The sequence below is a fragment of the Micromonospora sp. NPDC000316 genome, assembly GCF_042898885.1.
Lineage (GTDB): Bacteria > Actinomycetota > Actinomycetes > Mycobacteriales > Micromonosporaceae > Micromonospora.
Genome location: NZ_JBIAZG010000004.1, coordinates 384,806 through 406,384 on the forward strand (window position 1 = coordinate 384,806; position 21,579 = coordinate 406,384).

18 protein-coding genes are annotated in these 21,579 nt (G+C 72.5%); 9 read left to right on the plus strand and 9 right to left on the minus strand.

Annotated elements, in window-relative coordinates; translation table 11 throughout:
* Positions 1-23: 23 nt before the first annotated feature.
* Both ACFY2Q_RS12665 and ACFY2Q_RS12670 read right to left on the minus strand, forming a co-directional pair.
* Entirely contained in the window at positions 24-1,202 is a 1,179-nt protein-coding gene (locus ACFY2Q_RS12665; RefSeq protein ID WP_387129693.1) for a CapA family protein, read from the minus strand.
* Positions 1,203-1,258: 56 nt separating this feature from the next.
* A complete protein-coding gene (locus tag ACFY2Q_RS12670) occupies positions 1,259-1,921 on the minus strand; it encodes an adenosylcobinamide amidohydrolase (protein ID WP_387129694.1) in 663 nt (220 codons plus the stop codon).
* Between the two features lie 144 nt (positions 1,922-2,065).
* On the opposite strand from ACFY2Q_RS12670, the gene ACFY2Q_RS12675 reads away from it, so the two are divergent.
* The 9 genes from ACFY2Q_RS12675 (at position 2,066) to ACFY2Q_RS12715 (ending at position 13,406) form a co-directional block, all read left to right on the plus strand.
* The gene (locus ACFY2Q_RS12675) at positions 2,066-2,743 is read left to right on the plus strand and encodes a Crp/Fnr family transcriptional regulator (RefSeq protein ID WP_007466162.1); all 678 of its coding nucleotides are present in this window, start codon (positions 2,066-2,068) and stop codon (positions 2,741-2,743) included.
* Between the two features lie 963 nt (positions 2,744-3,706).
* Positions 3,707-4,312, plus strand: coding sequence for a TetR/AcrR family transcriptional regulator (locus ACFY2Q_RS12680; RefSeq protein WP_387129696.1), 606 nt, complete (start codon positions 3,707-3,709; stop codon positions 4,310-4,312).
* 37 nt (positions 4,313-4,349) lie between these two features.
* On the plus strand, positions 4,350-5,147 hold the full coding sequence (locus ACFY2Q_RS12685; RefSeq protein WP_387129697.1) for a TIGR03084 family metal-binding protein: 798 nt from the start codon (positions 4,350-4,352) through the stop codon (positions 5,145-5,147).
* Positions 5,144-6,841, plus strand: a complete 1,698-nt coding sequence (locus tag ACFY2Q_RS12690) for an acyclic terpene utilization AtuA family protein (RefSeq protein ID WP_387129699.1) — start codon at positions 5,144-5,146, stop codon at positions 6,839-6,841. Before ACFY2Q_RS12685 ends, ACFY2Q_RS12690 begins: the two co-directional genes overlap by 4 nt.
* The gene (locus ACFY2Q_RS12695; protein WP_387129700.1) at positions 6,838-8,034 is read left to right on the plus strand and encodes an acyl-CoA dehydrogenase family protein; all 1,197 of its coding nucleotides are present in this window, start codon (positions 6,838-6,840) and stop codon (positions 8,032-8,034) included. Before ACFY2Q_RS12690 ends, ACFY2Q_RS12695 begins: the two co-directional genes overlap by 4 nt.
* Positions 8,031-9,632: an acyl-CoA carboxylase subunit beta gene (locus ACFY2Q_RS12700; protein ID WP_387129703.1), complete on the plus strand. Its 1,602-nt coding sequence runs from the start codon at positions 8,031-8,033 to the stop codon at positions 9,630-9,632. The genes ACFY2Q_RS12695 and ACFY2Q_RS12700 overlap by 4 nt, the downstream gene beginning before the upstream one ends.
* A 68-nt stretch (positions 9,633-9,700) precedes the next feature.
* On the plus strand, positions 9,701-11,728 hold the full coding sequence (locus ACFY2Q_RS12705) for an acetyl/propionyl/methylcrotonyl-CoA carboxylase subunit alpha (RefSeq protein ID WP_387129704.1): 2,028 nt from the start codon (positions 9,701-9,703) through the stop codon (positions 11,726-11,728).
* Complete coding sequence (locus ACFY2Q_RS12710; RefSeq protein WP_387129706.1) at positions 11,725-12,888, plus strand: acyl-CoA dehydrogenase family protein; 1,164 nt, start codon at positions 11,725-11,727, stop codon at positions 12,886-12,888. The genes ACFY2Q_RS12705 and ACFY2Q_RS12710 overlap by 4 nt, the downstream gene beginning before the upstream one ends.
* Before the next feature lie 179 nt (positions 12,889-13,067).
* Positions 13,068-13,406, plus strand: coding sequence for a hypothetical protein (locus tag ACFY2Q_RS12715; protein WP_387129708.1), 339 nt, complete (start codon positions 13,068-13,070; stop codon positions 13,404-13,406).
* On the opposite strand, the gene ACFY2Q_RS12720 is transcribed toward ACFY2Q_RS12715, so the two are convergent.
* The 7 genes from ACFY2Q_RS12720 to ACFY2Q_RS12750 all read right to left on the minus strand — a co-directional run bounded on the left by ACFY2Q_RS12720 (position 13,393) and on the right by ACFY2Q_RS12750 (position 21,361).
* Entirely contained in the window at positions 13,393-14,907 is a 1,515-nt protein-coding gene (locus ACFY2Q_RS12720; protein WP_387129709.1) for a serine/threonine-protein kinase, read from the minus strand. The two genes, ACFY2Q_RS12715 and ACFY2Q_RS12720, sit on opposite strands and share 14 nt — an antisense overlap.
* A gap of 30 nt (positions 14,908-14,937) precedes the next feature.
* A complete protein-coding gene (locus ACFY2Q_RS12725) occupies positions 14,938-15,462 on the minus strand; it encodes a hypothetical protein (RefSeq protein ID WP_387129710.1) in 525 nt (174 codons plus the stop codon).
* A gap of 120 nt (positions 15,463-15,582) precedes the next feature.
* Positions 15,583-19,206, minus strand: coding sequence for an adenylate/guanylate cyclase domain-containing protein (locus ACFY2Q_RS12730; RefSeq protein WP_387129711.1), 3,624 nt, complete (start codon positions 19,204-19,206; stop codon positions 15,583-15,585).
* Positions 19,203-20,039 (minus strand): MBL fold metallo-hydrolase, encoded by an 837-nt coding sequence (locus ACFY2Q_RS12735; protein ID WP_387129712.1) that lies wholly within the window; start codon positions 20,037-20,039, stop codon positions 19,203-19,205. The genes ACFY2Q_RS12730 and ACFY2Q_RS12735 overlap by 4 nt, the downstream gene beginning before the upstream one ends.
* A gap of 122 nt (positions 20,040-20,161) precedes the next feature.
* Positions 20,162-20,623: a RidA family protein gene (locus tag ACFY2Q_RS12740; protein ID WP_357009754.1), complete on the minus strand. Its 462-nt coding sequence runs from the start codon at positions 20,621-20,623 to the stop codon at positions 20,162-20,164.
* Between the two features lie 55 nt (positions 20,624-20,678).
* Entirely contained in the window at positions 20,679-20,834 is a 156-nt protein-coding gene (locus tag ACFY2Q_RS12745) for a DUF4177 domain-containing protein (RefSeq protein WP_088950574.1), read from the minus strand.
* 44 nt (positions 20,835-20,878) lie between these two features.
* Positions 20,879-21,361 carry a hypothetical protein gene (locus ACFY2Q_RS12750; RefSeq protein WP_387129715.1) on the minus strand — a complete coding sequence of 161 codons (483 nt, stop codon included), beginning with the start codon at positions 21,359-21,361 and terminating at the stop codon, positions 20,879-20,881.
* Positions 21,362-21,579 lie beyond the last annotated feature (218 nt).

Here is a 21,579-nt window from a genome sequence, read left to right on the forward strand (position 1 = left end):
GCGCCCCGGACGTTCCCGTCGCGTCAACCGGCCGTCGGCGCGGAGATCTTGCCGTCGGCGTCGAGCCGAGCGCCGCTCTTCGGGAAGTCGGTGCGGCTCAGCTCGGTGATCAGGCCCAGACCCCTGTCGTTCGGGTCCATCGTCGGCTTGCCGGCGGAGTTCATGTACGTCGAGGTGAACGAGCCGCCGGCCCAACTGCCGTCGGGCTTGAGCGACACCTTCAGCACCCCGCCCCAACCGAGCCGTCCGCTGTTGCTCAGCGAATTGCCGCCACCGGCGAAGTTGCCCAGGCTGTAGGCGATCAGGCGCCCCTGGTAGAACTCCATCCCGCGCAGCACGTGCGGCCCGTGCCCGACGATCAGATCCGCACCGGCGTCGATCATGGCGTGCGAGAACTTCACCGGGTCGCCCCGGTTCTCGCCCAGGAACATCTCGGTGCCCGGCTTCACCCGGGTCTTGTCGGCACCCTCGCCACCCATGTGCACCTGCACCACGACCAGGTCGGCCATCGTGGCGGCCTTGGCGACCACAGTCTTCGCCTTCGCGATGTCGACAAGGCTGTTCGACCAGACGTACGACGAGAAGCCGGCCACCGCAACCTTGACGCCCTTGACGTCGACCACTGTGATCTGGTTCGGCGCGCCGGTGTGCTCCAGGTCGTACTTCTCCAGCGCCTGCTGGGTGTTCTCGTAGCCCTTGGGGCCGTAGTCGTAGCCGTGGTTGTTGGCCTGGTTGAGCAGGTCGAAGCCGGCGTCGCGCAGGTGGGCCGCGTACTCCGGTGGAGCCCGGAACTGGAAGCAGCGCGTCGAGTTGGCCCCGCACTTGCCGGTGCCGGTGTCCACCGTCAGCGGCTCCTCCAGGTTGCCCATGACCAGGTCGGCCTTGAGCGCCTGCTTTACCGAGTCGAAGAAGCCCTTACCGCCGCCGGCCGGCAACCGGTTCGGCGCGTTGCCCATGATGATGTCGCCGGTCGCGGACAACGAGATGGCGTCGCCCCCTGCGTCGGCCGAGGCGTCACCGCTGGCCTTCGGGCCAGCCGTGGCCACCGGCGCTCCGGTGCCACCGCCGCCGGCGCCCGGCTGCCACAACGGGGCCTCGGCGGCCTCGGCGCAACCGGTGACGAGAAGGGCAGCCAGCAGCGCGGCGAGGCCGAGGGCGACGCGGCGACGCGGGCGGGGCGCGAGGGGGGCGGTAGCGTACATCGCAGGCGACCCTACCGGCCCGTAAACGCGCCGACGAGGGCCGATCGGTCGGAACTTCAGCCGGTCAGCTGGTCTGACCAGGGCACGACCAGCCGGTCACCCCCGGCGAGCACTGCGGCGTGGACCGCCCGGGCCAGCGGGGCACCCCAGGTGGAGCGCGGCCCGCCGTAGGTGGCCTCCGGCCCGTCCACCGGGCACAGCACGGTGACCGAGTCGGTGGGGGTGCCGGTCCCCGGCAGCCCCAGCTCGCTGATCGCCTGGGTCTTCGCCTCGGTGGCGGTGGCCACGGCGTTCACCAGAGCGGAGTCGGCGAGCCGCGCGGGGACGTACACCACGATGTTGACCGTGCCCACGTGCTGGGTGAGCGCGGTGGGTGCCGGCGCGGCGGCGAGCACCGGGGTGCCGAGCCCGACCGTCGCCCAGGCACGCACGCCGGTGTCGGTCCGGGCCACCACCTCGGCCACATCGACGCCGGTCAGCAGACCGACTCCGGGCCCGTCGAGCGCCAGGTCCGCGGCGAGCGCGGCCAGGTGTTCAGCGGGGTCGTCCCGGTCGTACGACATGGGCACCGTCGCGTTCAACACCCAGCGCCGGACGCCGATGCCACCGCCGAGCGGGCCACTGCTGACCGCCCGCAACGGCCCGTCGGTGCGCCAGACGAGCAGCGGAATACGCTGCCCGTTCTCGACGCGGCTGGTCAGACTCGGCTCGCTCAGCACGTCGGGCAGGTTACGCCCACCGATCAGGATTCCAGGGGCGACCTCTGATTCATGCTCACGTGCGCCTAGACTTGGCGGCGCGCGAGGGGATCAGCGGACGGCGGCCCCGGGCCGACGGACGGCACGCGCAACCGGAGGTGCTTGATGGATGAGGTACTGGCACGCAGCGGGATCTTCCAGGGTGTCGACCCGGAAGCTGCCGAGGCGCTCGCTAAGGAGATGGAGACGATCGAGGTCCGCAAGGGCGAGATCGTCTTCAACGAGGGCGAGCCCGGCGACAGCCTCTATATCCTGCTGTCCGGAAAGATCAAGGTTGGCCGCCGGGCGGCCGACGGCCGGCAGAACCTAATCGCGGTGATGGGGCCGTCGGACATGGTCGGTGAGCTGTCGCTCTTCGACCCGGGTCCGCGTACGGCGACCGCCACCGCGGTGACCGACACCCGGCTGGTGCGGCTGCGCAAGCAGGCCCTGCGGCCCTGGCTGAACAACCGCCCGGAAATCGCCGAGCAGCTGCTCCGGGTGCTGGCGCGGCGACTGCGCCGGACCAACGACTCGCTCGCCGACCTGATCTTCACGGACGTGCCGGGTCGGGTTGCCAAGAACCTGCTCCAGATGGCCGGTCGGTTCGGCACCCGCGACGGCGGCGTCCTGCGGGTGACGCACGACCTCACCCAGGAGGAGATCGCCCAGCTCGTCGGCGCCTCCCGGGAGACTGTCAACAAGGCGCTTGCCGACTTCGCCTCGCGCGGCTGGCTGCGGCTGGACGGCAAGAGCATCATCATCCTCGACCCCGAGCGCCTGGCCCGTCGCGCCCGCGTCTGAGTGATTCCGCCGGGCTCGCCCCGGCTGTGACGAGCCTTCCGGCCCGGACCGCCAAGCGCGGTCCGGGCCGTTCGCGTATGGCCACGCCGGTCAGCGCGAGGGTGGCGGCTCTGGCGAAGTTGCGGTGCTGCGGTGCTGCGGTGCTGCGGTGCTCTCCGAGATTCACGGCGTGCTGCCCGCGCTGGAGGGCGGTGCCGCCCGAGCCGCACGTCTCCACCGTTCGACCTCATCGTGCTCACCGGCGACATCGCCGCAGGGTCCGCAGCCAGTCCTCGCGACGGCAGTCCCTGCAATGGCAGTCGTCGCAGCGGCAGTCCTCGCGACGGCCGCAAAGGCAGTAGCCAGGGGACCGGCTGGGTACTGGGTGTTTGCATCCTTTGGAGCTGAATCGCTTACGACATCAGCGGGCGAGACCGGGTCGAGGCGGCCGCCAAGCCCGGCGGTCCGATGGCCTGTGCGGGAGCGGGAGCAGGAGCGGGAGCAGGAGCGGGAGCGGGAGCAGGAGCGGGAGCGGGAGCGGGAGCGGGAGCAGGAGCGGGAGCAGGAGCGGGAGCAGGAGCGGGAGCAGGAGCGGGAGCGGGAGCGGGGCGGGGCGGGGCGGGAGCGATGGCAGGTTGAGGGGCGCGACCGCCGTGACGCGACCGCCGTGATGCAACCAGGAGATGAGTCCGCAGGCCCCACACCGCAGGTGATTCGTTTGCGACATCAGCTCCAAAGGATGCAAACACCAGTACCCAGCCTGTCCCCTGGGGTTCGGCCACGCCAGCACCGAACCCACGTCAGCACCGAACCCCACGTCAGCACCGACCCCGCCGCCGCCCTCGCAGCACCACCAACACCGACCTCACACCCCCGCCGCCGTCACCGCGCCGCCCGCCCCACCGCATCCCTTCCCTGGAAGCGGCGACGCTCCAAAAAAAGTCAGTCTTGACTGTTTGTTTCTGAGCCGGCAGGCTGTCCCGCATGTCCGCCGCATCGACCCGTGTCCCGCAGCAGGAGCGCAGTCGCGCCACCCAGGCCCGCCTGCTGGAGGCGACTGTCGACTGCCTGATCGAGCACGGCTGGTCCGGCACCACGACCACAGTCGTCGCCGCCCGGGCCGGTGTGTCGCGTGGCGCGCAGTTGCACCACTACCCCACGAAAGCCGCGCTGGTCACGGCCGCCGTCGCCCACCTGGCCGAGCGTCGGGCCGACGAGTTGCGCACCGAGGCGGAGACGTTGCCGGCCGGCCCGCAGCGGCTGGACCGGGTGATTGATCTGCTCGCCGCCGCGTTCACCGGGCCGCTCTTCGTCGCCGCGCTCGAACTCTGGGTCGCCGCCCGCACCGACCGCGAGCTTCGCGACGCCCTGATGCCGCTGGAGGCGATGGTGGGCCGGGAGATGCACCGGCTCACCGTTTCGCTGCTCGGCGTCGACGAGCGCCGGCCCGGCGTGCGGGAGTCCGTGCAGGCCACCCTCGACCTTCTCCGCGGGCTCGGCGTGGCCAGCCTGCTCAGTGACGACTCGGCCCGTCGCGCCGCCCTGCTCGTCACCTGGAAGCGCCAACTCGCCACCCTGCTCACCCCCTGACCACCGGCCGCACCGGCCCGCACCGACCGGAGGCACAATGGTCGACCTCACCGACCTGCTCGCGGACCTCACCGCTGAGCCCGCCGAACTGGACGCCCTGGTAGCACCTCTGTCGGCGGGCGACTGGGCGCGGCCGACCCCCGCGCCGGGCTGGAGCATCGGCCACCAGATCGCCCACCTCGCCTGGACCGACCACGTGGCGGTGCTTGCCGCCACCGACGCCGAGGCGTTCTACGCGACCGTGCTCAACGCTCCGGACCCGACCCGGATGGTCGACGCCGGCGCCGAGGAGTTCCTCGCCCCGCCCGCAGAACTGCTCGCCCGCTGGCGGGCCGGCCGGACAGCCCTCACCGACGCGCTCGCGGCGGTGCCGGCAGGCGAGAAACTGCCCTGGTACGGCACCCGGATGTCAGCCACCTCCATGGCGACCGCGCGGATCATGGAAACCTGGGCCCACGGCGAGGACGTGGCCGACACGCTCGGTGTCGCCCGCCCCGCCTCGGATCGGCTCCGGCACGTTGCACACCTGGGCGTGCGTACTCTCGGGCACGGATTTGCCGCCCACGGCCGGCCGGTTCCGACGGAGCCCGTCCGGGTCGAGCTGGCCGCGCCAGGCGGCGACACGTGGGCCTGGGGTCCCACGGACGCCGCCGACCGGCTGACCGGCCCGGCTCTGGACTTCTGCCTGCTTGTCACCCAGCGCCGGCATCGCGCGGATCTCGCCCTGCTGGCCAGCGGCCCGGTCGCCGACGAGTGGCTCGACGTGGCGCAGGCCTTCGCCGGCCCGCCGGGCTCCGGCCGCGAACCGGGCAGCCGGAACGGAGTCCGCGCGTGATCCGCATCGGCAACGCCTCCGGCTTCTACGGCGACAGGTTCACTGCCTGGCGCGAAATGCTCGACGGCGGCGAGCTGGACGTGCTGACCGGTGACTACCTGGCCGAGTTGACGATGCTGATCCTCGGCCGCGACCGGCTGCGCGACCCCGACCTGGGGTACGCGAAGACGTTCCTGCGCCAGTTGGAGACCTGCCTCGGCACGGCTCTCGACCGGGGCGTGCGGATCGTGACAAACGCCGGGGGGCTGAACCCCGCTGGCCTGGCCGCCGCCGTCGAAGCCCTCGCCGGTCGGCTGGGCGTGCCGGTGAAGGTCGGGTACGTCGAGGGTGACGCGCTCCAGCGGCCCGACGCGCTGACCGCGAACGCCTACCTTGGCGCGTTCGGGATCGCCGCCTGTCTCGACGCCGGGGCGGATGTCGTGGTGACCGGCCGGGTGACCGACGCGTCGCTTGTCGTCGGGCCGGCGATCGCCAGGTACGGGTGGGGTCGTGACAACTACGACGAGTTGGCCGGCGCGACTGTCGCGGGGCACCTCCTCGAATGCGGCGCGCAGGTCACCGGCGGCAACTTCAGCTTCTTCACCGAGCTGCCCGACGGAGGGCGTCGGCCGGGCTTCCCGATCGCCGAGGTGCACCCGGACGGCTCCGCGGTGCTCACGAAGCACGCGGGTACCGGCGGTGCGGTCACTGTCGAGACGGTCACCGCCCAACTGCTCTACGAGGTCGGCTCACCGGCGTACCTGGGGCCGGACGTGGTCACCCGGCTGGACTCGGTGACGCTTCACGCCGACGGGCCGGACCGGGTCCGCGTCTCCGGCGTCCGGGGCACTCCCCCGCCGGAGACGTTGAAGGTGGGCGTCAACAACCTCGGTGGCTTCCGTAACTCGATGACCTTCGTCCTCTGCGGTCTGGACATCGAGGCCAAGGCGGCCCTGGTGCGGGGGCAGATGGAGGAGGCGGTCGGCAAGGAAGGGCTGGAGTTCACGTTGGCCCGGACCGACCACCCGGACGCCGTCGACACCGAGGCGGCAAGCGCCCTGCTCCACGTACACCTGCGCGACATGGACCGGACGCGGGCCGGGCGGGCCTTCTCGGCCGCCGCGGTGGAGCTGGCCCTGGCGTCGTACCCGGGTTGCACGATCACCACCCTGCCGGGCGACGCGACGCCGTACGGCGTCTTCACCGCCGACACGGTGCCGCAGGACGCGGTGTCGCACGTGGCGGTGCTGCCCGGCGGCGAGCGGGTGCCGATCGCTCCCCCGACCCAGACCGCGCCCGTCCCCGACTCCGAGGCGTCACCTGGCGATGCGACAGCTGTCGACGGCCCGACCCGGCGTGGGGCGCTCGGCGAACTGGTCGGTGCCCGCTCCGGGGACAAGGGCGGCGACGCCAACCTGGGCGTCTGGGCGCGCTCCGACGACGGGTACGCGTGGCTGCGCGGCTGGTTGACCGTCGAGCGGCTGGCGGAACTGCTTCCGGAGACGGCGTCGCTCGTGGTGCGGCGGTACGAGCTGCCGAACCTTCGTGCCGTCAACTTCGTGATCGAGGGCCTGCTCGGGGCGGGGGTGGCCGCGTCCACGCGGTTCGACCCGCAGGCCAAGGCGCTCGGTGAGCTGCTGCGCTCCCGGCTCGTCGACCTGCCGGCGGGCGTGCCGACCGGTCCCCTGGCAGCGGACCGGGAGGCGGCGGCATGAGCATCGTGGACACCCCGGAGCGGCGGCAACTGCGCGAGCTGACCCGGGCCTTCGTGAACCGGGAGGTGCTGCCGCACCTGGACGACTGGGAACGGGCCGGCGAGGTGCCGAGGGCCCTGCACGCCAGCGCCGCGAAGGTCGGCCTGCTCGGCGTCGGCTTTCCCGAGTCGGTCGGCGGCAGCGGCGGTGACCTGCTCGACTCGATCATCGTGACCGAGGAGGTGATCCGCTCCGGCGGGTCATCCGGCCTGATCGCGGCCCTGTTCACGCACGGCATCGCGCTGCCGCACATGGTCGCGGCGGCGGGCGTGGGCATCGGCGGCTCGCTGGGCGGCATGCTCGGCGGCACCTCGACGCCCGGCGACGACGACCTCGTCCAGCGGTACGTCCGGCCGACCCTCGCCGGCACGATGATCGGCGCGTTGGCGATCACCGAGCCGGACGGCGGTTCGGACGTGGCGGGCATCCGCACCACGGCCCGCCGCGACGGCGACCACTACGTGGTGAACGGGTCGAAGACGTACATCACCAGCGGGCATCGGGCCGACTTCGTGACCACTGCGGTCTGCACCGGCTTCCCCGGCAGCGGCTCGGTCAGCCTGCTGGTCATCGACAAGGACAGCCCCGGCTTCACTGTGGGTCGTCGGTTGGAGAAGTTGGGCTGGCACTGCTCGGACACCGCTGAACTGTCCTTCGTCGACGTGCGGGTGCCGGTGGCCAACCGGATCGGCGAGGAGGACACCGGCTTCCTGGCGATCATGCAGAACTTCGCGGCGGAGCGGCTCTCGCTGGCCACCCAGGCGTACGCCACAGCGCAGCGCTGCGTCGAGCTGACGGTGCGCTGGTGCCGGGACCGGGAGACCTTCGGACGTCCGCTTGCCAGCCGGCAGGTGGTCCGGCATCGACTCGCCGAGATGCACACCCGCGCCGAGGCTGCCCGGGCGTACGTGCACGAGGTCGCGGTTCGGGTGGCGGCCGGTGAGCCTGTGGTGACCGAGGTGGCGATGGCCAAGAACGTGGCGGTGGCCGCCTGCGATCAGGTCGTCGACCAGGCATTGCAGCTGCACGGCGGGTTCGGCTACATGCGCGACGCCGAGGTGGAGCGGCACTACCGCGACGCCCGGATCCTCGGCATCGGCGGCGGCGCCACCGAGATCATGAACGAGATCATCGTAAAGGGGATGGGCCTGTGACCACACTGGACACCACCGCCGACCCGTCCGCGCCCGGCTTCGTGGCGAACCGGGCGGCGCTGCTGGATCGGCTCGCCGAGCTGGACGCGGCGCTGGACCAGGCCCGCGCGGGCGGCGGCGAGAAGTACGTGACCCGGCACCACAAGCGGGGAAAGCTGCTGGCCCGGGAGCGGATCGAGCTGCTCGTGGACGCCGACAGCCCGTTCCTGGAGCTGTCGCCGGTGGCCGCCTACGGCACGGACTTCCCGGTGGGCGCCAGCGTGGTCACCGGCATCGGCGTGGTCGAGGGCGTGGAGTGCCTGATCGTGGCCAACGACCCGACGGTACGCGGCGGAGCGGTCAACCCGTGGTCGCTCGCCAAGACGCGGCGGGCCGGCGAGATCGCCCTGGCCAACCGGCTGCCGATGGTCAACCTTGTCGAGTCGGCCGGCGCGGACCTACCGACCCAGGCGGAGATCTTCATTCCGGGCGGTCGGGTGTTCCGCGACCTGACCCGGCTCTCCGCGGCGAAGATCCCCACTGTGAGCGTGGTCTTCGGCAACGCCACTGCCGGTGGCGCGTACGTGCCGGGGATGTCCGATCACGTGATCATGATTCGGGACCGCTCGCAGGTCTATCTGGCTGGGCCGCCGCTGGTGAAGATGGCCACCGGCGAGGTCACCGACGACGAGTCGTTGGGCGGTGCGGCGATGCACGCCGGCACGTCCGGGCTGGCCGATCACCTGGCCTCCGACGAGCGCGACGGCATCCGGCTGGCTCGGCAGTGCATCCGCCGCCTCAACTGGCACAAGGCCGGCCCGTCGCCGCGTACGGCAGTGCCGCAGCCGCCGAAGTACGACCCGGAGGAACTGCTCGGCATCGTGAGCGGCGACCTGAAGGTGCCGTTCGACCCGCGTGAGGTGCTGGCCCGGATCCTGGACGGCAGCGACTTCGACGAGTTCAAGCCGACGTACGGGGATGCGCTTGTCACCGGTTGGGGTGAGCTGCACGGCTACCCGGTGGGTGTGCTGGCCAACGCGCGGGGTGTGCTGTTCAGCGAGGAGGCGCAGAAGGCGGCGCAGTTCATCCAGCTCGCGAACGCCTCGAACACCCCGCTGATCTTCCTCCAGAACACCACCGGCTACATGGTCGGCACCGAGTACGAGCAGCGCGGCATCATCAAGCACGGCGCGCTGATGATCAACGCGGTGTCCAACTCGACGGTGCCGCACCTGACGGTCAACCTGGGCGCGTCGTACGGGGCCGGCAACTACGGCATGTGCGGTCGCGCGTACGACCCGAGGTTCCTGTTCACCTGGCCGAACGCGAAGTCGGCGGTGATGGGTCCGGCACAGCTCGCCGGTGTGCTCTCGATCGTGGCCCGTCAGGCGGCCGCAGCGCGGGGGCGCGACTACGACGAGGAGTCCGACGCGGCGATGCGGATGATGGTCGAGCAGCAGATCGAGTCGCAGTCCGGGGCGCTGTTCCTGTCCGGCCGGCTCTACGACGACGGGGTGATCGACCCGCGCGACACCCGTACCGTCCTCGGGCTCTGCCTCTCGGCGATCCACAGTGCCCCGGTGAAGGGCGCCGACGGTTTCGGCGTCTTCCGGATGTAGCAGGTGAGCACGAGGAACGCACCGAACCCCAACCCCGCACTGGCGAACGAGAGGCAGGCTCAGCCAACATGATCAACCGATTGCTCGTCGCCAACCGGGGGGAGATCACCCGCCGGGTCTTCGCGACCTGCCGGGCGCTCGGCGTGGAGACGGTCGCCGTGCACTCGGACGCGGACGCCGACGCGCCGTTCGTCGCCGAGGCCGACCAGGCGGTCCGGCTGCCTGGTGACACGCCGTCCGAGACGTACCTGCGGGTCGATCTCATCCTGGACGCGGCCCGGCGCAGCGGCGCGGACGCCGTTCACCCGGGTTACGGCTTCCTCGCCGAGAACGCCGAGTTCGCGGCGGCGGTCACCGACGCCGGGCTGACCTGGGTCGGCCCGCCGGCCAAGGTGATCGCCGCGATGGGCGACAAGCTGGCGGCGAAGTCGCTGCTCGCCGAGGCGGGCGTGCCGATGCTGCCGAGCTGGACCGACACCGATGACGTCACCGACTTCCCGGTGCTGGTGAAGGCGTCCGCCGGTGGCGGCGGTCGCGGCATGCGCATCGTCCGGGATGCCGCCGGGTTGGCCGAGGCCGTGGCCTCGGCGGGCCGCGAGGCGGCTGCGGCGTTCGGCGACGGCACTGTCTTCGTCGAGCGGTACGTCGAGCGCGGCCGACACGTCGAGGTGCAGATCTTCGGCGACACGCACGGGACGGTTGCCGCGCTCGGTGTCCGGGAGTGCTCGATCCAGCGCCGACACCAGAAGATCATCGAGGAGGCGCCCGGCGTCGTCTCGGCCGAGGTGCGGGAGCGGCTGCACGAGGCGGCGGTGGCGGCGGGCCAGGCTGTCGACTACGTGGGCGCCGGCACTGTCGAGTTCCTGCTGGCACCCGACGGGGCGATCTACTTCCTGGAGATGAACACCCGGCTCCAGGTGGAGCACCCGGTGACCGAGCTGACCGCCGCCGGAGGGCTGGACCTGGTCCGGCTGCAACTGCTTGTCGCCGAGGGCGCGGCGTTGCCGGCGGACGCCCAGTCGCCGTCCGCGCATGGCTGCGCCATCGAGGTACGCCTCTGCGCGGAGGAACCGGCTCAGGGTTTCCGCCCGGCTACCGGCGTCCTGCACCGCTTCGCCATCCCCGGGGTGGACTGCGAGTTCGGTGGTCTTCAGCGGGCAGGGCTGCGGCTCGACTCGGGTGTGGTGGACGGTTCCGTTGTCGGCGTGCACTACGACTCGATGCTCGCCAAGCTGATCGCCTGGGCACCCACCCGCGCCGAGGCGGCCCGGGCTCTCGCTGGCGCGCTGGCGCGGGCCGAGCTGCACGGGGTGTCGACGAACCGGGATCTGCTGGTCCGCGTGCTGCGCAGCCCCGAGTTCGATGCTGTGGAGATCGACACCGGCTTCCTGGACCGGCATCCGGAGGTCTTCGCCCCGCTGGTGCCGGCGGAGCGACTGCCGCTCTTCGCGCTGGCCGGCGCCCTGGCGTCGGCTGCCGGCCGTCGCGCGGACGCAAAGGTGCTGGCCGGGCTGCCGTCGGGCTGGCGCAACGTGCCTGCCGTCGCGCAGGTCGCCCGGTTCACCGGGCCGGACGGTGAGATCGAAATCCGCTACCGCCTGGACCGCCGGGGCGGCCTGGCCGAGTGGTCGACCGAACCCGGCAGCACCGACACGCTGACCGTGGCGCTCGTCGAGGCCACCCGGGACCGGGTGGTGCTGAACGTCGACGGCGTGCGGCGCGCGTACCGCGTACACCGGGTGGGTTCGGAGGTCTTCGTGGACGGCCCGGACGGGGCGGCGAGCCTTGTCGAGCTGCCGCGTTTCCCGCTGCCCACCGCGGAGCTGGCCGCCGGTTCGCTGCTCGCGCCGCTGCCCGGAGCGGTGACCCGGGTGCACGTCGAGGTCGGTCAGCGGGTCGCGGCCGGCGACCTGCTGCTCACGCTGGAAGCGATGAAGCTGGAACATCCCGTGCTCGCCCCCACCGACGGCGTCGTCGCCGAACTGCCGGTGCCCGCCGGCGGTCAGGTGCGTACCGGCGCCGTGCTGGCCGTCATCGACGGCGCATCCGCCCCGAGCGACCCTGCGCCGTCGAACCCCGAGGAGGACCCCCGATGACCTTCGACCTCACCCCCGAGCAGGACCAGTTGCGCGACGCCGTGCGGGCGTTGGGCCGCCGGTACGGCCACAGCTACTTTGTCGAGAAGGCGAAGGCCGGCGAGCACACCACCGAACTGTGGGCCGAGGCCGGCCGGCTCGGCTACCTGGGGGTCAACATCCCCACCGAGTACGGCGGTGGGGGCGGCGGCATCACCGAGCTGGCAATCGTCTGCGAGGAGTTGGCGGCGGCCGGTTGCCCGCTGTTGCTGCTTGTGGTGTCCCCCGCCATCGCGGCCACGGTCCTCGCCCGGCACGGCACCGAGGAGCAGCGCAAGCGGCACCTGCCCGGCCTCGCCGACGGCTCCGAGAAGATCGTCTTCGCGATCACCGAGCCGGAGGCCGGCTCGAACTTCCACCGGCTCGCCACGGTTGCCCGCCGCGACGGCGACGACTGGCTGCTCTCCGGCCGCAAGTGCTACATCTCCGGTGTGGACGAGGCCGACCACGTCCTGGTGGTGGCCCGCACCGAGGACTCGTCAACAGGCAAGCTGAAGCCGGCGCTGTTCCTCGTGCCGACCGACGCGGCCGGGCTGACCCGCTCCAAACTGGACATGGAGATCCTGTCGCCGGAGAACCAGTTCCTGCTCTACCTCGACGACGTGCGGCTGCCGGCCGACGCGCTGCTCGGCGGATCGTTGGACTCCGGCTTGCCGGCGCTCTTCGCCGGGCTCAACCCGGAGCGGATCACAGTGGCCGCGATGGGCGCCGGCACCGGGCGGTACGCCATCGAGCGGGCCACCGAGTACACGGCCACCCGCAAGGTCTGGGGTGGCCGGACCATCGGCTCGCACCAGGGCGTGTCGCACCCGCTGGCGCACGCGGCGGTGCAGGTGGAACTCGCCCGCCTGATGATCCAGAAGGCGGCCAACCTGTACGACGCCGGCCGCGACCTGGAGGCCGGGGTGTCCGGCAACATGGCCAAGTACGCCGCCGGGGAGGCCGCCGCGCTCGCCGTGGACACCGCCGTCCAGGCTCTCGGCGGGGCAGGCATGACCACCGAGTACGGGGTGGCGACCCTGCTCGGCGCCGTCCGGGCGGGTCGGATCGCCCCGGTCAGCCGCGAGATGATCCTCAACTTCGTGGCCCAGCACGTCCTGGGCCAGGACAAGTCCTACTAGGCCGCACGTCCCCGTGGCGGGGGCGAACGCCAACCGGGCGGTCCCCCCTCGTTCGTGTGATTCCACTCCGGCATCTTGATGCCGGAGTGGAATCACGCCCATGGAGGTGCCCGGCCGGCGCTGCCTCTCGGCCGGCCCTCTGCGGTTGACAGACGGCCAGGTCACGCCATGCTTAGAGGGTGAATCGACTGGCCAGGCCCGACGCGCGGATGGTGGCTGCGGTCGCCGCTCTGGGAGCTCTCGCGCTCCTGGTCCTGCTTGTCGTGTGGCGCCGCCAAGACCTTCTCGGGGTGCTCCTCGCGCTGCTCCTCGTGCTGCTGACCATGGTCACCGGCGTGGCCGTGTCCGCCGCCCGGCAGCACGACGAGCCAGAGTCGACAGACCGGTTCGCAACCGGGCCGGCGGAGCTGATGCCGTACGGGATCGACGCCGACACTCTCGACAGCCTGGACAGCCGGGCCGCCCTGCGTGCGGTGCGTGACAGGCGCGAAACGCCCGGCGGCCTCAGCGACCGGTGAGGGTGGGGCCGGTGAGCGCGTCCACACCCCGCCCGGCCAGGCACCGGAAGGACCTGTCGACGCTACCGTCCACCGGCGGCAGCACCTCCAGGTGCCAACCGGCCGGGTCGCTGATCCCGGTGGTCACGCGGAACGTTTTCGTGCCGCACACCTGACGGACCGGCTCGGCGGAGGCCACCTCGTCGTAGGCGGCGCCGACGAGCGACACCGGCAGAATGCCCTCGGCGTACGTCTCCCAGGTGTGCCGGGCGTCGCAGGGCACCCGGGCCGCCTCGGCACGGCTGCCGCGGATGCGCACCGGGCCGAAGCACTCCAACTCCGGCAGGCACCGGGCACCGCTGGGCAGAGCTGTTGGCGCACCGGCACCTGTCGTGCAGCCGGGCAGTGCACCCGTCGGCGGCGCCCCGACCTGACTGACCCCGGGAGACGGGCCGGACGGCGGCCCACTGCTGGCGAACCAGGCGCCGGCGGTCGCTGAGGCGGCGAGCGCGAGCACCCCCGCGCCGCCGAGGAACCAGCGTCGCCGCCAGCGCCGAGTGTCGGGGGCCGTCGGGTGGGCGTCCTCGACCGGGGTCCGGGGCGCCGGCTGGCCCGTGACGTACGGGCCACCGCCGCCCGAGCTACCACTGATCGGGCCACCACTGATCGGGGCGCCGCTTACCGGCTTCGGCGGCGAGCCGAACGGCAGGCTGGTGAGCAGGTCGTGCAGTTCGAGGGCGGAGGGCCGCTCGGCCGGATCGTTTGCCATCCCGGCGCGCAGCACCTCGATCAATTCGTCCGGCACGCCGGGCAGAGCGGGGACCTGCTGGTTGAACATCTCCAGCACGGTGACCAGGCTGGGGTTGCGCTCGGACTGCCAGCGTGGCGGACGGCCGTTCATCACCGCGTAGAGGGTGGCGCAGAGCGCGTACACGTCGACGGCCGGCGATGGCGGGCTGTGGCTGAACATCTCCGGTGGCGCGTACGCCGGGGTGAGCACCTCCAGCGTGACAGTGGGATCCCGGTGTTCCGCGAGCACGGCCAGCCCGAAGTCGGCGAGCACCGCCGAGTTGAAGTGCGAGTAGAGGATGTTTGCCGGCTTGACGTCACGGTGCAGCACCCCGGCCGCGTGCGAGTGGGCCAACGCGTCGGCGATCTTGATGCCGAGATCGCGGGCCTCCACTGGCCCGAGCGGCGAGGTGCGCATCCGCTCGGCGTACGACCCGTCGCAGAGTTCCATGATCAGGTAGGGGTGCTGGTCGACGGTGACCCCGACATCGAAGAGATCCACCACGTGCGGGTGGGACGACATCCGCCCGGCCGCACGCGCCTCGCGCAGAAAGCGGGCCTGGTCACGGTCGCTGTCCAGCGTGCGGTTCTCTACCTTGACGGCGACCTCACGCCCCACCGAGATCTGGGTGGCCTGGTAGACGGTCGCATATCCACCACGGGCAAAAACCCGCAAATCGGTCAGGCCGGGCACGATCGGCACCCGCAAGCCGCCGGTCGGGGTGTCGGTCACTGCTCGAAAATACCCAACCCGACCGGAGGCTCAGCGCACCGCGTCCGCCGGAGCGGCACCGGCCGGACCGGGAGCCTCCCCGACGTCGCTCGATGCCACCTCGGCGGTGGTCGAGGTCTCGTCGGCGGCGGCAGGGGTGCCGGTGCCGGCCGGCGCACTCCGACGGGCGTCCAGGCGCAGGCCAACGGCGGTGGCAAGCGCGCCAAGGCCCTCCCAGGCGGCCACGCCGAAGAACCGGTCGGGGGCGATGTCGGCGAGCACCGCGATGGTGAACACGGTGAACGTGACCAACCGGAAGACAACTGTGAAGCGGTAGAACGCCCGCCACTCGGTGACCGTGGCGAGCAGGTAGTAGACACCCATGTTGAACGACGCCATCGACGACGCCAGCACGAACGTGCCCGTGTGGTCACCGGCGGCGCGGCTCGACGGCACCTCCAGCCCGAGCATGCCCAGCAACGCCTCCGGCCAGAGCAACCCGAGCGCACCCATCACCAGCGCCAGCACACCGAAGACCGCGATGGTCCAGCCCGCGACGGAACGCGGCAGCTTCATGAGGGGCCTCCCAGGCACGGCGACGGTCACCATTGTGGACCGGCACGCGGTGGTGACACGCTAGCCGGTCACCCCGACAATCACATCACCGGAACCGCCAAACACGGGATGGAGCGACGGCTATGCCTGGGCGGCGATCCGGGCTCGCAGGTCGTCGGCGGCGGCGCGTTCACTGCGCTGCTCGGTGGAGTACGCCAGGCGAACCGCCTCGTCCGCGCAGCTCAACGCCTCCACCGATCGGCCGCAGGCGGCCAGCGCCTCCGCCAGCACGCTTGCCGCGATCACCTGGCTGCGCACGTCCTCCGCGAGCACGGTGACCGCCCGTCGGGCCCAGTCCAGCGCCTGCTCCCGCTGACCGTGGGCGAGCAGCGCCGACGCGTACCGGGCCATCGTCTGTCGGCGGGAGAAGAGCAGCGAGGGCGCGTTCGCGGCGGTTGTCGCCACCGGAGCGAGCAGCCCGACCGCGGTCGCCGGGTCGCCGGCCGCCAGTCGGGCGGTGGCCAGCAGGACCCGGGGCGCGACCTGCGCCGGCGCCTGCGGGTTGTGCGGCTCGACGGCCGTCAGCACCTCGCGGGCCGCCTGCTCGGCGGTCTCCCAGTCGCCCATGTCAAGCGCCACGAAGCCACGCAAGGTGCCGGCCATCCCGGTGAGCAGCGGATGCGAGGTCCGCCGGGCCTCCACCAGGGCGTCGGTCAGCAGGTCAGCCGCGTGTGCCGGCTCGCCCAGCCCACGCGCCACCACGGCCCGGACCACAAGCGCGAACCCGCGCCCCCAGTCGTCGGACGCGGCGGCGAACTCGCGGTACGCGCGGCGCGCCTCCTGGTCCGCCTGGGCCAGCTCACCCAACTCGGCCGTGGCGTACGCCGCGACCGCGCGCAGGGTGCCGACCGCCCACGCCTCGCCGACCCGCTCGCCGAAGGGCAGGAACACCTGCGCCATCCGGTACGCCTCGCGCAGCCTCCCGGCGAGCAGCCGGGCGAACGCCGTGGTGCCACGCAGCCAGGCCCGCCCGTACGGGTCCTTCAACTCGGCGAAGAGCCGGGCGGCCCGGCCGAGCACCGCGTCGGTGCCGGCGAAGTCACCCCGGGTGGTGGTCACCCAGGCCAGGTTCTGCAACGACCAGGCCTGCCCGCGCCGGTCCTGCGCACCGAGACTTACCTGGTACGCGGCGGCGAGCCGGCTGCTCGCCTGGCTCAACCGCCCACCCACGAAGTCGGCCATGCCGAGCCGGCGCATCGCGGACGCGCGCAGCGTGGGCAGCCCCCCGTCCGTGGCTACCTGCAACGCCTCCTGCCAGGCGGCCACGGCCCGGCCCTGGTCACCGACGGTCTGCTGGGCCTGCCCGGCGAGCAGCAGGGCGCTGGCCCGGGTGGCCTCGTCCCCGGCGTTCGCGGCGATCTTCTCGGCGTAGGCGAGCGCGTCAACGACCCGACCGATCTGGAGCAGCGCCCGGGCGTGCACCACCCTGTCGATCGCCGGCATCCCGTCGCGGGCCAACTCGTTGGCGCGTTCGGCGTACTCGACGGCAAGCGCGGGCTCACCCGCGGACAGCGACCGGCGGGCGGCCCGGCCGAGCGCCGCGACCCCGAGCGGGACCACGGCGCGGGCCGGGGCGTCCGGGCGCAGCTTCACCGCGTCGGCGAGTTTGGCGGCCCGCTCGACGTGCGTCGCGACGAAGTCGTCCCGGGCCTCGTCGGTGAAACCACCGAGGGTGGGTGCCCCGGCGTCGCCGCCCGGCGCCCCCCAGCGGGCGAGCGCGGCGTGCCGCTCAGCCAACTCCGCCTTGCTCACCCCGGCGTACGCGGCCTCCCGCATGAGCGGGGTGGCGAACGCGTAACCGGTACGGGTGCGATGCAGCATGCGGCGTTGCAGCAGCTCCTCGACGGCGCGCTCGAGCTCCACCGCGACCACTGCCGAGGGCCGCCCGTCGCGGCCGGCACGCTGGTCGCGCAGCGCCTCCAGAGCGCCGTCCGGCACGGTGTCACCGACCACCGCGGCGTCCCGCAGGACCGAGCGGGCGCCCGGCGGCAGCGCGTCGATACGGGCGGCGAGCACTGCCGCGAGGTCACGGGAGAGCAGTCGGCTGCCAAGCGAGCCGGGCACCAGCCGCCAGGTCGCCGGGTTGCCCTGGTCCCGCTCGCCGAGGCCGGGTCGGGCACCTCGAGCGGGTTCGACAGTAGTGAGCGCGCCGCGTTCGATAAGTAGGGTGACCAGCTCGGCCAGGTAGAACGGGTTGCCCTGGGCGGTGGCGAGCAGCCGGTCGGCGTCGGCCGGCGGCAGCTTTCCGCCGCCGAGGTAGCTGGTGAGCAGGCGGGCCGCGTCGGCGCCGCGCAGCGGCGGCAGGGAGTGCACCTCGGCGTCCGCGACACGGGTCAGCGCACCAGCGGTACGCACCAGCTCGGGGCGACCGAGCAGCAGCACGAGGACCGGGCCGGTGAGTCGGGACAGGGCCAGCCCGAGGGCGCGGATCGTCTCGCCTGTGGCGTCGTGCAGGTCGTCCACCACGATCACCAGCGGCGCCTCCGAGGCGAGCCCGCTGAGCAGGTCGGCGACAGCGTTCGGCACCGCCTCCGCGTCTGCCGCCGACGTGCCAGTGCTGCCCCACTCGCCGTTGTCGGTGCCGGCGTGCGCGGGGAGTTCGGCATAGCCGAGCAGGGCGAGCAGTTGGTCGGTGACGATCGGCGGTTGCTCGGTGCCGGCCCGGGCGAGCCGTTGGCCGAGCCGGCGCAGCCGCTCCTCGACCGCCGGCCGGGTCAGCGCGGTGGCCGCGTCACTTGGCAGGCCGACGGCGGCGCGGACCAGGTCGGCGAGCGGAGCGAGCCGGCGCCGCTCACCGAAGGCGGCGCAGCGCACCGAGAGGACCCGGGCGCCGGTGTGCGCCGCGTACCGGCCGGCACCCACGTCGTATCCGGCGGCGAGGCGTTCGACCTCGGCGGCGAAGCGGGACTTGCCGATGCCCGCCTCGGCGGTCATCAGCAGCACCCGGGGGTCACCCTGGTCGATCACCTCGGCGAGCCGGCCGGCGACCCGGCCGATCTCGGTCTCCCGGCCCACGTAGGGCGCCTCGTCGCCGAGACCCGACCGGGTGCCCGGCGCGTCCAGCAGACCCAGCAGCTCGTACGCCTCGACGGGCTCACGCTTGCCCTTGAGCCGCAGCGGGCGCAGCGCCCGCCAGGAGGCGACGTGTCGGGTGGTGGCGGCGGTACGCCCACCGGCGTAGACGGCACCGACAGCGGCGGCGTCGGCCAGCCGGGCGGCGGTGTTCACCGTGTCGCCGATGACCGTGTATTCGATGGCGGCCTGGATGCCGGCGATGACGTCGCCGGTGTTCAGCCCGACCCGCAGCCCGAGCGGCGCACCGCCGCCCCGCTCGTCGTCGAGCACGCGACGGACGGCCCGCTGCATGGAGAGGGCGGCTCGGACGGCACGCTCGGCGTCGTCCTCGTGTGCCACCGGAGCGCCGAAGACCGCCATGATCCCGTCGCCGGTCAGCTTGTCGACGTGCCCGCCGAACGTCTTCACCGCTCCCGCGAGGGAGGCGAGCACCCGGTCGGTGACCGCGCCGACCCGCTCCGGGTCGAGGTCCTCCGACCAGGAGGTGAATTCGGACAGGTCGCCGAAGAGCACCGTGACCACCCGGCGCTCGGCCGCCGGCAACGTGGCGGCTGCCGGCAGCGCGGCACCGCAGTTGTGGCAGAACCGCGCGCCGGGCACGGCGACAGTTCCGCACACGGGGCAGGTCACATGTGCTCCAACCCACTGACCCCGGGTGCGGATTCCCCGGTGTCGACACCCAGATATTCCAGTTGGGCGCGGACCGACCACCCGGCTGCCCACCAGAGCGAACGGTCCACGTCCGCGTAGACCACGGCGACCACGTCGTCGGGCGTGCGAGCGCCGTTGGCGACCGCCGCCCGGACCTGGTCGAGCCGGGCACGCCTGTGGACGAGGTAGAAGTCGGCCGCCGCGCCGCAGTCGGCAAGCGCCGGGCCGTGCCCGGGCAGCGCCGCGATTCCCTGGTACGTCGACAGCAACTCCAGGCTGTCCAGGTAGTCGCCGAGGTGCCCGTCCGGATGCGCCACGACTGTGGTGCCCCGGCCGAGGATGGTGTCGCCGGTGAGCACCACACGCTCGTCGGCGTGCTCAACCAGGAAGCAGATCGAGTCGGCGGTGTGCCCGGGGGTGTTCAGCAGACGAATGTCGAGGCCGAAGCCGCCGAGGTGCTCGGCCGCCTCGGTGAGGGGCGCACCGCCGATTGTGTGCCTCGGGTCGGCGGCCAGGACGTGCGCCCCGCCGAGCAGTTCGCTGAGTCGGGCCGAGCCGTCGGTGTGGTCCGGATGCCCGTGGGTGATCAGCACGAGCCCGACCGGGCCGTGCGCGGCGATCGTCGCCAGGTGTCCCTCGTCGGCCGGCCCGGGGTCGACCACCACTGCCGGCTCGCCCGGGGCGGCGCGCAGCACCCAGGTGTTGGTGCCGTCGAGCGTCATCGGCCCCGGGTTGGGCGCACGCACCAGCGTCACCCAGTCCGGCAACTCGGCGGCGAGTGCCGCCGCCGGCGCCGTCACGTGCCCACTCATGGCTGCGATCGTACGACCCCGCCCGCCACCCCCCGCGATCTTGCACTTTCGGCCCCTGATTCGTCCCCTTTCGGGGCTTTCATCCAGGCAGAGAGTGCAAGATCGCGGGGGTACTGAGGGGGCTAGGCCACCTCGACGATCAGTTCGACCTCTACCGGGGCGTCGAGCGGGAGTTCGGCTACGCCTACCGCGCTGCGGGCGTGGCGGCCGGCCTCGCCGAAGACGGTGCCGAAGAGGTCGGAGGCGCCGTTGATCACGCCGGGCTGGCCGGTGAAGCCGGGCGCGGAGGCCACGAAACCGGTCACCTTTACCACCTTGACCACGTTCTCCAGGCCGACGAGCGAGTCGATCGCGGCCAGCGCGTTGAGCGCGCACCGCTGGGCCAGGTCCTTCGCCTGCTCGGCCGAGACGCCGGCACCGACCTTGCCGGTGGCCAGCAGCTTTCCGTCGGCGATCGGCAGTTGGCCGGAGACGTACACGTGCTGCCCGGACTGCACGGCCGGCACGTAGCTGGCCACCGGCGGCACCACCTCGGGCAGTTCGAGGCCCAGCTCGGCGAGCTTCGCGTGCGGGCCGTTGCTCATGCCGTCACCCCTCTGTTCGCGACTGCGGGGCTCCGCTGCGCTGCACTCCTCGCGCTCACGCCTTGGGTCGCTTCAGGTACGCCACCAGCTGGTCCGGGTTCGGGCCGGGGATCACGGCGACGAGTTCCCACCCGTCCTCACCCCAGTTGTCGAGGATCTGCTTGGTCGCGTGGACCAGCAGCGGGACCGTGGAGTATTCCCACTTCTGCATCGCTGGAAGGCTCCCTCTCGGTACGGACGTCGTCGAGGCACAGCCTACGGTCCGCTTGCCGAGCGAGGCGCGGGACGCTGCTCCGGCGTGGCCGGCACCTCCCCGCAGGGCCCCTCGTGCCCGTACCCCTGGGGGCAGCGCGACCGGTCGGGCAGCAGCAGGTCGCAGAAGACCCGGTACCTGTTGTTCTGGTCGTCGGCGTCCGACACGGTGGTCTCGCCGGCGTCCAGCTCCGGCAGGAACGCCAGGGACACCGCGACCCGACCGGCCAGCGCCGTCGCCGACGCCAAGTCGGCGACCCGGATCGGCAGGTGGATGATGAAGCCCGGCTCGTCGTCGTCCCGGCGCTCGACGGCTCGACTCGGCACGCGGACCACCTCCGGCGGTTCCGGAACCCGACGGTACGACCGCTCGTTGATCGGCAGGTTGCCGAGCGACCCGCCCGCCGCCTCCCCCACCGACCTGGGCCGGCGCAGCCGGTCGTTTGTCGGAAACTGGGTGCGAGGGATGTTGTCCGCGTCGCGCATGCACTTTCCTCCGGTCGAACCTCTCGGTCACGCCTCCCGTCGGCTCATCCAGCCGACCGGCCCCCGCGCCGAGACGAAGGTAGGTCTGCGGGGGCAGTCCCGCCAACAGGACGCGCACATCAACGCCCTAAAGTCACATATGCGACACGTCGCATGCGGGGGCCTGGGGCTGTCCGAAGCGGCAGTCCCGCCGACCGGATCCGTGACCTGCGCGGCGC